9 protein-coding genes are annotated in these 12640 nt (G+C 63.5%); 2 read left to right on the top strand and 7 right to left on the bottom strand.

Annotated features, from left to right (window positions below):
• Positions 1-67 precede the first annotated feature (67 nt).
• Entirely contained in the window at positions 68-1327 is a 1260-nt protein-coding gene (wecC, locus tag BEP01S_RS00670; RefSeq protein WP_062239335.1) for a UDP-N-acetyl-D-mannosamine dehydrogenase, read from the bottom strand.
• Positions 1328-1628: 301 nt separating this feature from the next.
• Between wecC and wecB the strand changes: the two genes are divergently transcribed.
• A complete protein-coding gene (gene wecB / locus BEP01S_RS00665; RefSeq protein ID WP_062239332.1) occupies positions 1629-2792 on the top strand; it encodes a non-hydrolyzing UDP-N-acetylglucosamine 2-epimerase in 1164 nt (387 codons plus the stop codon).
• Between the two features lie 11 nt (positions 2793-2803).
• A complete protein-coding gene (locus tag BEP01S_RS00660; RefSeq protein WP_157070474.1) occupies positions 2804-3979 on the top strand; it encodes a glycosyltransferase in 1176 nt (391 codons plus the stop codon).
• Positions 3980-3985: 6 nt separating this feature from the next.
• Here the strand turns inward: BEP01S_RS00660 and BEP01S_RS00655 are convergent, their stop codons facing one another.
• From BEP01S_RS00655 to BEP01S_RS00630, 6 genes are read right to left on the bottom strand one after another with little or no spacing between them, the layout of a single operon-like run.
• On the bottom strand, positions 3986-4774 hold the full coding sequence (locus BEP01S_RS00655) for a hypothetical protein (protein ID WP_062239327.1): 789 nt from the start codon (positions 4772-4774) through the stop codon (positions 3986-3988).
• A 23-nt stretch (positions 4775-4797) separates the two neighbouring features.
• On the bottom strand, positions 4798-6207 hold the full coding sequence (locus BEP01S_RS00650) for a polysaccharide pyruvyl transferase family protein (protein WP_083532410.1): 1410 nt from the start codon (positions 6205-6207) through the stop codon (positions 4798-4800).
• Positions 6204-8804: a glycosyltransferase gene (locus BEP01S_RS00645; protein WP_062239321.1), complete on the bottom strand. Its 2601-nt coding sequence runs from the start codon at positions 8802-8804 to the stop codon at positions 6204-6206. The genes BEP01S_RS00650 and BEP01S_RS00645 overlap by 4 nt, the downstream gene beginning before the upstream one ends.
• Entirely contained in the window at positions 8797-9657 is an 861-nt protein-coding gene (locus BEP01S_RS16895; protein ID WP_062239318.1) for a hypothetical protein, read from the bottom strand. Before BEP01S_RS16895 ends, BEP01S_RS00645 begins: the two co-directional genes overlap by 8 nt.
• The gene (locus tag BEP01S_RS00635) at positions 9650-12283 is read right to left on the bottom strand and encodes a glycosyltransferase (protein WP_062239315.1); all 2634 of its coding nucleotides are present in this window, start codon (positions 12281-12283) and stop codon (positions 9650-9652) included. The genes BEP01S_RS16895 and BEP01S_RS00635 overlap by 8 nt, the downstream gene beginning before the upstream one ends.
• Positions 12280-12618, bottom strand: a complete 339-nt coding sequence (locus tag BEP01S_RS00630) for a hypothetical protein (protein ID WP_062239312.1) — start codon at positions 12616-12618, stop codon at positions 12280-12282. The genes BEP01S_RS00635 and BEP01S_RS00630 overlap by 4 nt, the downstream gene beginning before the upstream one ends.
• Positions 12619-12640: the final 22 nt, after the last annotated feature.

The raw sequence follows: 12640 nt of genomic DNA, 5'->3' as shown, positions 1-12640 counted from the left end.
AATACAACTGCGTCGCTGAGTATTCTCAGCGGCGCAGTCGATAGGTAAGTGGGTTCGGTCTCAGGTCTCAGCCCCAGACGCCCCGCGTATCGTGGACGATCTTCTGCGTGAGCAGGGTCCGGTCGATGCGGGTGAATTCGTTGTGGTCAACGAGCAGCAGCACGATATCGGCAGCGCGAATGGCTTCGTTCACCTCAGTGAGCGTGACGTTCTCGCACTCTTCGAGTTCCGAAGGCAGGTTGTCGATGTTCGGCTCGACCGCCATGATGTTCGCGTTGGGGAGCGCATCGGCGAGCTGTCCAACGATCTGCCGGGCCGGGCTCTCGCGCAGGTCGTCGATGTTCGGCTTGAACGCCAGACCAAGTGCCGCGATCTGCACATCCTGGATCCGACGTGCCTGAGGGAGGAGCTTGTCGAGCACGTAGCCTGGCTTCGAATCGTTGACCTCACGCGCTGTGCGGATCAGTGAAGACTGCTCGGGCGCGGTGGAGACGATGAACCACGGGTCGACGGCGATGCAGTGGCCGCCCACTCCGGGGCCAGGCTGCAGGATGTTGACGCGAGGGTGGTGGTTGGCGAGCTTGATGAGCTCCCACACGTTGATGTCGAGCCCGTCAGAGATCACCGACAGTTCGTTCGCGAAGGCGATATTCACGTCGCGGTAGGCGTTCTCGGTCAGCTTCGCCATCTCCGCGGTACGAGCATCGGTCATGAGGAACTCGCCCTCGCAGAACAGCTCATAGAGATCGCGGGCACGTTCGCCGGCATTGCCGTTGAGGGTGCCGACGATGCGATCGTTGGTCCGCAGCTCGATCATGATCCGGCCGGGCAGCACGCGCTCAGGGCAGTGCGCGAAGTAGACGGTCTGTGCGCTGCCGGGTTTGAGCGTGAGATCCGGGCGTTCCTTGATGATCGTCTCGGCCAGGAACTCCGTTGCTCCGGGAGGCGAGGTCGATTCGAGGATGATGAGCTCATTGCCCTCTAGCAGGGGTGCAATCTGCTTACCCGCAGTCTCGATGTAGGACAGGTCCGGTTCGTGCCCGTCCTTGAAAGGAGTCGGTACCGCGACGATGTAATTGTCCGCGTGCGGAGTCTCGGTCGTGGCTCGCAGGTAACCCTGAGAGACGACACCGGCCACCGTTGTCGCCATATCCGGCTCGACGAAGGGGACTTTGCCGGCGTTGATCGTGGCCACGGCATCGGCGTTGATGTCGACGCCGACGACCTCTGCGCCCGAACTGGCCAGAACAGCTGCGGTCGGAAGACCGATATAACCGAGGCCGACGACAGCGACGGAAGGGCGTTGAGAGGTGGCGGTGGGCGGCATGTGTGCGATGCTCCAAACTCGAGATGAACGACTACTGATGTTACCCGAGAGCTTCTCGAGACAACCTGACCACAATGACTCATGAAATGACCGCTGACGTGACTTCATCATCAACTTTGAGTGAATGCGCTGTGAAGGTCTTCTGATTCGGTCAGCGAAGGTGGGTTCGTCATGATGAGATGAATGGAGTCGGTATGTCCAAGTTCTGCAGAACTGCATACCATTACCCACATCGGCATTGAAGCGAGAACCCTGCCTCGCCGAGGCGGCCCCCGTGGTTCTCCCGACCAGGAGTTCGTGCGTGACCCCCACTGTCCTCACCGTTTTCGGCACCAGGCCGGAAGCCATCAAGGTGGCCCCTCTCATCCGGGCGATCGAATCGAGCGCGACCCTGCACTCCCGCACCGTCGTCACCGCCCAGCATCGTGAGATGCTCGACCAGGTCAACGATCTGTTCGGAATCGTCCCGGACGTGGACCTGAATATCATGTCGCAGGGGCAGACACTCAACGGGATCGCCTCCCGTGTCATCGGCGAACTCGACTCCGTGCTGGAAAATGAGGCTCCCGACGCCGTGCTCGTCCAAGGCGATACGACCACCGTCATGGGCGCCTCCATCGCTGCCTTCAACCGCGGCATCCCGGTCATCCACCTTGAAGCCGGCCTGCGCTCCGGCAATCTGCTCAGCCCCTTCCCCGAGGAAGCCAACCGGAAGCTGACCAGTCAGATCTCCGCACTTCACCTGGCCCCGACCGCAAGGTCCCGCGACAACCTGCTGGCCGAGAGCGTCAATCCGGCCGACGTCGTCGTCACGGGAAACACCGTCATCGACGCCCTCCACATCGCCGTCGACATGAACGTGGCCCCCGCTGACCCGGTCGTCGCCGACTATGTCGCCTCCGAACGCCCGAAACTTCTCGTGACGACCCACCGTCGGGAGAACCTCGGCTCGTCCATGGAGAACATCGGCGACGCGCTGGCCGAGTTGGCCGCTGCCCGACCCGAACTGCTCATCCTGCTCCCGGCCCACCGCAACCCGCTCGTACGCGAGGCCGTTCTTCCTCGAGTCGAGAAGTTCGACAACGTGCTCGTCACCGAACCGCTGTCCTACGGCGAGTTCACCACGGTCATGGCCGCCTCAGACGTCGTCCTCACCGACTCCGGCGGAATCCAGGAAGAAGCCCCCAGCCTCGGCAAGCCCGTCCTCGTCATGCGTGAGAACACCGAACGCCCCGAGGCGGTCACCGCCGGTTCGGTCAAACTCGTCGGCACCGACACCACTGTGATCGTCACCGAAGTCTCCCGACTCTTCGATGACGCGGTCGCCTACGAAGCCATGGCCAAGGCCGTCAACCCCTACGGTGATGGACGAGCCGCCGCCCGCTCGGTTGCAGCCATCGAATCGTTGCTCGGCGTCGGCGACCGCATCGCGGAATTCGCACCAGGCGTCGCCTTCGCCGATTGACGGCGACGATCGTGGCAGTTCAAACGCGCACCGTGCTGGTGACCCGCATGGGAGTGGGCATCTTCGACCCCGTCTGGTGGCGAACCCGCCTCGGACTTTTCAGCAGCATCACCGCCGCCAGCGTGGCCGCGATGGGCGACCGAGATCTGGTGTGGGCCATCCTGCTCGACTCGGACCTGCCGCCGGACATCCTCGGCGATGTCCACGACGTCATCGACGCCCACGGACTCACCGATACGGTTCGCTTCCACTTCGTCCCGGACCACTCCCGCCTCGGGGACACTGTGCGCGCGGCGCTCAAGGCGGAGACGCACCCGAAGTGTCCCCTCCATGCCCAGCTGCTCGATGACGACGATGCGATATCGGCCCGATTGCACGATGCCCACCTCGAGGCCTTCGAACCGGATGTTGCCGGGGCGCAGGTAGCCACGACCGCGAAAGGCGTCGGCATCGACGCACCGCGCGGCAACCGAGGCGAGCTGATCTACCCCAGTCACGTCCCGAACTCGACCTTCTTCGGCTCAGCGGCCGACGTCGGCGACCTCATGCTCTCCTCCCACCGGAAATGGCTGACCACCGCGGTTCAGCGCGGGGGACTGGCCCACCGAGTTGAGACCGACACCGATGACTGGCTCTACCTCTACCATCGGCAGGGCGACGGGGACTACGACTCGCGGATCGCCCAATTCGGCGACTCCATGTGCCCGCTCGCCCAAGCGGATCTCGACCCGTTCGGCATCGACCTCGAAGCGTTCCGAGCCAGCGTCGTCGAACACGAAGCAATCCCGGAGACGATGGGGCTGACGTGGCGTCGCACCCAGCCGCAGCAGTACGCTCTGCTCGATCTGCACCGTCGGACGCGCAAGCTCAAGCAGAAGTGCATCCGCATCAACTCCGACATCTTCGGACAGAGCGAACCATTCTTCTACCTGCGTTCGCCCCTGCCCGGCAAAGCCCGGAAAGCCGGCGCCACCGAATTCATCGGAGTCGGCACACCCGGAAGCCGCATCGAACTCTGGTTGAAGGGCAAAAACGACTTCAAACACATGGGATCGGCAGAATGCGCCGACGACGGCAGCTGGTCTATCCGCCAGAACTTCCGAGCGTCGAAATGGTCGGTCGAACTGCGTCAGTTCTCCGGAGACACCGCAGCCAATACGCTCCCGTTCCGTCTCACCATCACCTGAGGGTTCTCAGCTGCCGACGACATCCTTGAGGATCTTGCCCAACAGGGCACGCTTCGGCGGAACATGACCTTCACCGGCATCGACGAGGTGGGACTCCACCTGGTGACCGTCCGGCAGCGCATCGAAGAACGGCGCATAGTGGTGTTCCATATGATCACTGTCGCCGGAGTTCTGCACATAGAGCACCAAATTGCTCACGGGACGACGGTAGAGGTCGATGACATCGGTGCACACAGGGAGCTCGTCGACAGACAGCCCGCCCCACGCATAGTTGAGGTACCGGTTGACGATGACCGGCACATAGTTGCGGATCGTCGTCTGCGGGTTGACCGGAACAGCGATCGACCCGGGAAAGTGCGTGGAGTAGTAGAGGGAGGCGAAGCCGCCTCCGGATGCGCCGAAGAAGACGAGCCGACGCTCCGGACCGTCGAATCTGGAGATGATCTCAGTCAATGCGTCCTGCAGCTTCGGCTGCCGACTGCTGCCGGCGTACCAGCCGAGCTTGATTCGGGAATCGACGTAGAGCGACGGGTCGCTGATGAACAGGCGATTCGCTGCGACATCTTCGGAGAACGTGGCCCCGGAGAACACCGGGTACCGACGCACCGCCTTCGTGATCGCGGCATGGAAGAAGACGACGGTGGTGTCGAACCCGCGATCGTCATAACGCAGATCGATGGGGACGTCATCGAGCATGATCGTGTACGTCGTCGAGGCGCCCGGCTGGGGCCCAGTGAACGCCGCCACCGATTCGACGTGGTGATGCCCCTCCTCGGGGATGGTGCGCTCGATCATCTCTTCAGCTCCTCGGGTCGTTCTCAGCGCGACTCTGCGCCGGGTGCATTGTCATCTAAGCGGCTGTCGGCGTCACGCAGATCGTGCACTGCCTGCAGCACTTGGGACAGTGATTCGTTCTGCGCGCGTTCGAGCCCTGCCCGATAGAGCAGCGCCAACGCCTCGATCCTCAGTGCAGACGTATCGAACGTCGTCGTCTCCTGCGAGGCGATCGCCTCGGCGAACCAGCGACGGACCAGGGTTCTGTTCGCCCGGATCCGGTTGTGGATCTCGTCGATGGAGCCGCGGACCGTGGACAGCGCCGCGTCGACTTCGTCGCGCACTGCCGAAATGCTGCGGTCATCCAGACGCACGGCGCAGTCGGGAAATTTGAGCAGCTCGAACAGCCCGGGCATCTTGTGTCCGTGCGTCTCCGAAAACACGCCCACGGTCGGCACCGCCTGAGACGAGGCGAGGATGACCGAATGGAAGCGTGACGTCACCAAAGCACCAAGGCGGCCGAGCTCGTCGACGAACGACCGGAACCCAGTCGGATCGATGAGTTCGACCCTGTCCGAACCGGCGACCTCGGTGAGATGATCGGCGACCGCCGTGGAGATCTCCCGGTCGGCTCGGGTCTGGACGATGACCTTCACCTTTCCTCCATCGGCCAGATGGGCTTCGGCCACCGAGGAGAAGAGTTGGAACGCCTGAGAGCTGCGGAACTGCGAGTCTCGGAGTTTGTTCTGCACGAATGCCGAACGGCGTGACCCCGGCCGGATTCCCATGTCCTCGGGCCGCAAGACGATGCCGAGGGCATCCTCGTCGCGGTTCTCTTCCTCTTGAGCCCGAAGTCCCGGCACGAAGAAGCCGGGATCCAGGAGAACCGGAAGCTCCTGACCGAGGTCGGGCGACTCGAGTCTCCGGGACTCGAGATCACGGTAAGCTGCTGCGTCGACGCCCTGGTGGAGGAACTCCTCGAGCGCGGTCCCGAACGATGTGCGGAACGGGCCGACGGTCGACGGCAGCAGGAGGACTGGTTTCTTCAGCGACTGCGCGGCCAGTGCGGGGAGGATCCTCCACACGAGGTCGATGAGGTTCTCTCCGGTCGCCGACTCGAAGAGATGCTCGCCGGCGTTGAGGACGACGAGGTCGACATCGGCCATACCGACATCTTCGGCGAACCGGTGCGGATGAGCGACATAGTCGATGAGCAGTTCGACCTCGTCACGGCCACCGCGTGCACGGCCGTCAGAGGGAACGATCAGCTGCTTCATGCCCTTGAGGGTGAAGCCCGCCTGCCTGCGGAACTGGTCCGAAGGAGCGAGGAGAACGGCCATCGAGCCTTCGATGTCGACCTCGGCCCGGCGCATCAGTTCGAGGGCACCGGCATTGATGGCCAGATCACCCCAGTTCGAGGCGACATGCCCGTAGAACAGCATCGTCCGTGTCATGACGTCAGCCTAGCGAGCGCCGATCCCATGACCGCACCGACCGCCGACCAGCTGCGCTCCGATTCCGTCCATGCGGCCGCGGCCTCCACCCGTGACAGCGTCGCGGAAGGATCCTCGATGACTGCGCTGATCGCCTCGGCGAGAGTCTCGACGTCACCGCTGGGCACAACGAGACCGCGCTCGCCGTATCCGGCGATCTCCGCGAGAGCCGGGACATCGGAGACGATGACGGACTTCTTCGCCGCCATCGCCTCGAAAGGTTTGAGCGGAGAGACCGCGCGGGTCGCCGGGGTGAGCAGGCGCGGATAGGCGCAGACATCGATGACCGAATAGAGCTCGGCGACCTCGTCATGAGGGACGCGCCCGGTGAAGGCGATAGTCGATTCGTCGAGGCCGAGATCGGCTGCCAGCGACCGGATCCGGGACGACTCTGCGCCGTCTCCGACGAGCAGCGCGCGCACCGGGACTCCGCGGCTGCGGACCAGAGCGATGGCTCGAACGAGGATGTCGAGACCCTCGTAGCCGACGAACGTGCCGATGTATCCGATGACCGGGTCGTGGGCGCTCCAACCGAATCGCGAGAGCACCTGCGGGTTCTTCTCTGCAGACGCGAACTCAGCCGTATCGACGGCATTGGGCATGATGCCGATCGGGCGTCGAGTGTGCACTCTGTCGCTGATGATGTCGCGCATCGCCTCGGTGATGGTGAGGACTTCGTCGCAATGCTCCAACACTGCGTTCTCCAGCACCACGGTGCGTGCACGACGGCCCTCCATCCGGGCGGTGTTCGCGGCCTCGTAGACGAGTTCCCACATGCCCGAGACCTCGTAGACGACGGGAAGACCGAAGCGCTTAGCCGCGATGAGGCCAGGCAGGGCCGAGACGTAGGTCGAACGCAGATGGACGGCCGACGGTCGTTCCCTGCGGATCACCTCGGCGAAATGGTCGATGGCCTCGCGCATGTACGCGAACTCGCCGTCGGCGCGGGCGGAATCGCTGCCCAGGCGCAGGTAGCGGATCCCGTCGTGAACCACCTCGGCGGTGGCCCCCGGTTCCAACGAGTTCGCTGCCTCGGGAAAGCCCGGGCGGGTGAGAGCGATGACCTCGAAGCCGCCTGCGGCGATGGTCTTGAGGACGCTGTGTGCGCGAACCGCGTAGCCGCCGCTCTGGTCCGGTGCGCTCGCGTGAAGGATGGTGAGGACCCTGCCGGGCACGGGCTCGAACGGCACCGAGGTGTTCTCGGACACGGATTCAAGCTCGCGCAGCATCGCCGAGGCGGCTGCGGACTCGCTGATGAGAGGCCGGTCCGCGGCGGATGCGGTCGCGGACTCGGCAGTGTCGGCGACCTCGTCGAAGCGTCCCGTTCCGAAGAGAGCACGGATGCGTCGCGCGCGGTAGACCTTCCCGCGGTCGGAGGGCGGCACGGTATCGACGAGAGCCATGGCCTCAGCAAAGAAGCCGGCGGCCAGAAGGTGTCCGGTCAGAATATTGCGAACCGGAGCGTTCTGCCGTCGCGTTCCCCGGAACCGCAGCAGCCGGGCGAACGCTCTGGTCGCAGAGGACAGGGGCAGCAGTCGGGATGATTCGATCCGAAGAGAGTCGACGACCGTGCGTACGTGTTTGGCCAGCACAGGTGACTCGACGATGGTCGTCAGCCCGAGGGCGGCTCCCAGCGCTTGGATATCGACATCCGTCGGTAGGACGAGGTCCGAGCTCGGTCCGGCGTCGAGCAGTTCGGAGCCGCGGATCGAGATGATCGTCTGCTGTCCTGATCGGTTCGGTGTGAGCAGAACGGCTCGAGCTCGGTCGAGGAGGGGCCGACCCACCGAGTCAGAGGTCGACAGTGCTGCCGCGACAGACTCGGCGACGAGGATCGGTACGACGGGCAGGATCGCGAGGGTCTCCAGCACCGGTGTCAGCGCTTGGCGTGCGAACTCAGTCGAGGCAATGCGGATGCAGACGACATCGTGCTGAATGCCGACGGGGGTGTCATCGAGGGCGCAGACAAGTTCGGCGAGCCAGTCTGTATCCGCACCGAGAGAGCGGGTGACGGAACGCAGCTCGTGCTCAGCCGCCGGCTCCGCATCCGACCCTGTTGACTCGAGCGTGGTCGTTCCGTCAGCTGAGATGGTCAGGTCGAAGGATCGGCGGGCGCCCTCACCGAAGTCGCTGTTCGGAGCATCCTGCATGAGGGACCCCAGCCGTCTCCTCTGCCATGGCTTCGCCCCAGTTGCGATCGCCTGATCAGCCAGCAGACGTGCCAGCTGGGCACGGCCGTTGCTGGCCAACAGGTCAGCGACGAACCGCGATCGCAGCGATGAACCTTCGGCCACCGCAGTGTGGAAGAGAATCCGGCAGACCGTTGCCGAAGACGTCAGACCGTTGAGTACTGAGCTGATCTTCCGCGCGGCCGTCTCCAGGTCATCGGAATGCTCGGACAGCAGTCGAGCGGCAGCTGCGATGCCGTCGACAATCGGATTCTCAGCGGGGACGCGGTCGGTTCGGCTGCTCTCACTCAAGGATTCGACGGCAGGAACGGACTCCAACACAGGTTCAGGTGCTGGTTCACGGGTGTCGACTTCGATCCGTTCACTCATCCGCGGCCTCGCTGACGATAGCGTTGACGGCCGCGGCGGTGGCGGCTTTGGACAGTGGATTGTGACCGCCGCGGACGTCGGAATACAGCGATACATCAAAACAGGATCGTTCACCGGACTGAGCGGGCAGAGCGTCGACAAGCGCGGGCAGCTGCGCGAGGGCATCGTTCTCGCTGGCGGCATTGAGCAGGCAGCGAGTTCGGGGGATATGCCCGAACTCGGCGAAGGCGTGAGCGGTCGACGTCCTGTCCGGGAAGTTCTCCGCCGTCTCTTCTGGAGTCGCACCCTCATAGATCTGGCGGGCGATCGTTGTGACGTACACCGGGATGTACTTCGTCCAGTCGATCTGCGGGTTGTTCACCAAGGCACGGCTGCCCTCGTCGCGGGCGGCTGTTTGGAGAGCCTGGAAGCCTCCCGCGCTGGTCCCGAAATACAGGCGAGCAGCCGACGGAACCTCGAGACACTCCGCGACGAATCGCGCCGTCTGGGCCATCGCGGGCAGCGCAAAGCGGCCGGGAGCACCTTGCCCCCACCCGATGCTGATCTGATTGTCCGTGCGCAGCGTCGGATCGGAGATGAAGAGGACATCGGCGTCGAAGTCGTCGACCCAGGTCCGCCGTTGGAAGATCTCCTGCGGATCCTTCCCCGGTGTCCTCCGGACTGCTCCGTTGAAGGCGATGACGAGACGGCCGGTCGGCTCGACCCTTGACCACAGGAGCGCGGGAACCGTCACCGTTCCGGCGTGGAAATCGAAGCGTTGGAAGAGACCGGGGCGTCGTTCGATGCGGTCTCCGGGCAGCAATGTGCCCAGTCGCTCGAATGGGGGCTCTTCGCTGAGTGCGGCATCAGACATGTGTGACGGCATGGAGTTCGGCGAGCTCGGCGTCCTTCCACGACGTCTTGCCGTAGAACCGCGTGAGTCGACGGATGAGGCTCTTGCACTCATCGATATCCTCTTCGGCGGCGAACGCGAGCTTCTGGACGAACCATCCTTTGACGAAGGGTTCGAGCCGTTTGGCGTTGTAGTCCTCGAGCAGACCGACCTCGCGCAGCCACGCAGACCTGTCCTCTTCCAGGGGCAGGTACTTCTCGTAGAAGCGCGGGCCGATGGCATTGACCGTCGAGTTCGTCACCGCCGCATAGTAGGTGTGGATCGGTGTCGACGTCAGCCCGATCCGGCGGGCGTGGAAGAGCATCTGCTGGAAGAAGTAGGAATCCTGTCCCACGGCGCCGATCGGCTGATAGATGCCGAGGCTCTTCAGCCACTGCGTGTCTGCCACGAGCGCCTGGATGCTCATCGGCTGGAACTTCACTCGAGAGAGCGCATTGTCTTCGAGCACGCCGTCGTCGCCGACGACCGGTCGCAGGATGCCCGCGTTCTTGATCATGATCCGGTTGTGCTTGAACCGCATCATATTGCCGATGGCGAAGTCGTATCCGTGCTCTTCGACCATCTCGAGCAGCAGCGCATAACCGTCGTTCGTCTGCTCGTTGTCCGGATCAAGGTAGGTCACGTACGGGGTGCGGGTGAGTTCGAGCCCCTTGTTGCGTGGACGTGAGGCGCTGCCCGAACCACCGGCCGGGAACCGGTGGACTCGAACGTTCGGGTAGGCACGGTCAAGTTCGTCGAGGATCGCAGGCGTTTCGATGTCGGTGGACCCATCGTCGACGAGGAGGATTTCGCAGCGATCGAAGATCGACGACCGGCGGAGGGATTCGAAGCACTTGAACTTCAGGTGCGGACCGTTGTTGTACACGGGAACGACCACACTGATCTCGGGCTCGGCCGCGAAGTCGATCGTCTCGACCCGCTCGAGGACGAGGTCCGAGGCGATCGTCAGCGTTGTTCGCTCAGGCCCGACACCGTCACTGAGGCGGCTTCCGGCCGGGCGCCACGTGGCGGTGATGTGCTGGTCGGAGTCGACCGGATCGACGAATTCGTAGAGAGACTCGGTCGTATCGATCGGCAGAATCCGGACCTCGTCGACGTCGGTGAAGCGGAATGCATTCACCGCGTCCTGCACGAGGTGAGGACCGAAATCGGAATGCCCGGTCAGGTCGATGATGACGTCGCCGTCAGCGCCGGCGACCCGGTCGGAGTCGTGTGGAAGAACCTCCACCGGACCCGCATACGACTGGGCCAGGCGGAAGGTGTCGAAATCCGATTCCGTCAGTCCGGTGACGTAGACCGTGTGATCGGGAGAACCGGAGTCCAGACCCATCTCCTCGGCGATCGTGTCGATACGGTCGAACGCGGTGTTGGCAGTGAAAGCGGCGCGGATTCCCGCCACTTGAGCTTCTCGGATGCTGTGCTGTGTCAGCGCCCGGTACGTCTGCTCCATGTCGAGAGCGGAGTCAGGCATGCACACCTGCGGATAGAGGGAGTTCACGCCCGCGTTGTAGTTCGAGACGATGAACGTTCCCATCGCCTGCAGCTCGATGATCCGGTTGGCATACATCGACTGGGAGTTCACAACGGAGTTGAGATTGATGCCCACGGGCAGGAGGCGCTGCAGATCGAGCAGTGTCTCGTGATCGATCGGCCGGTGCAGATGCGGCAGATACCGTTCAGGAAAGAGATAGCGGTCGGCCTTCGCGAACTTCTCCGTGTCGAGCTCGAGGTTGCGGTCAACGATCGTGAGATCGGCTCCGGCGGACAGCAGTCCGTCGAAGATCCGCGGAGCGGATGACTTCCTCTCCGGGTACTTGTGCTCGAACCAGGATCCGGCGAAGACGAACTCGCGGCCGGAGTGGCGCATGCTTCCGAGCGGATGGTGGTGGACGAAGTTCACTGCGAAGGGCAGCACAGTCACCGGCACTCGATTGTGGAGGTACTCGCGGTATCGGGGAACGCATTCGACGGCGCTGGTGAACACGTGGTCGGCGAACTTCGCCAGGGGTGCGAACTGTTCGTAGTTCGGCGGATCCTCCTTCGAGTAGAAGGCGATCGGAATCTCTTTCTCACGTGCGAAGGGCACGACCTGCGACTCGAGGACCTGGCGTGCCGGCGAGCCGGACAGGGCGACGTTGAACCATTCGTCGTCGAGGCCGCGCCAGGCTGAGGTGATGAGCAGCAGGTCGATGTCCGCCATGTCCTGCTCATAGGTTACGGGACTGATCGGCACCACATGAGCCGCATCCTTGAGCGAGTCGAAGAGGAACCGGTCGGCGATTATTCCGATGCGCAGCTTCCGTCGAGGATCCCAATGCTGGCCTGAAGTCCTCGGCAGCTGCTGAGCCTTGTCGATGAGGGCTGAGATCTTGCTTTCGACCGGGGCTGCGAAGGAACGGTGGCGATCGAGGTATTCCTCACGCGACTCGGCCAGATCGATGTAGGGGTGCCGTCCGAGCAGACCGTCGATGAAGTAGTCCGACTGCGTGTGCACACCGAGCGACTTCTGGCGAGTGCGGGTTGCTTTCAGTTCTTTGATGCGGGCGTCAAGAGAGGCCTGCCGCTTCTTGATATCGGCTTCCTTCATCGCTGACCGCCCTTCGTCTGCCGGGAGGTCCCGCCCTGAGGACGGCGCAGGCGCCAGTACGCGCGCTGGACCTGCATGGCCTTGGAGCCCAGCAGCCGTTCGAGGCGTTCGTTGACCGAGGCGAGTTTCGCATCCCGCTTCGCGACTTCGTTCTTCAGCCGCGCAATTTCGTTCTCGCGCTTGTTGATTCCGCCGAGCAGCTTCGACTCGCGGTCGTAGGCGCTGATGAGTTCCTTGGCGAGTTCGGCATTGAGGGACGAAGTCTCATCAATGACACGAGAGACGTTCTCGCGGACGGAGGCGATGTCCTCGGCTCCAGTCGTGGTGGTCTTCAAATGGGCTCCAGTTGTCCAACGT

The sequence above is a fragment of the Brevibacterium epidermidis NBRC 14811 genome (genome assembly GCF_001570805.1).
Taxonomy (GTDB): Bacteria; Actinomycetota; Actinomycetes; order Actinomycetales; family Brevibacteriaceae; genus Brevibacterium; species Brevibacterium epidermidis.
Note: the sequence above shows the minus strand (reverse complement) of the source record. Positions and strands in the feature narration are given on the sequence as shown.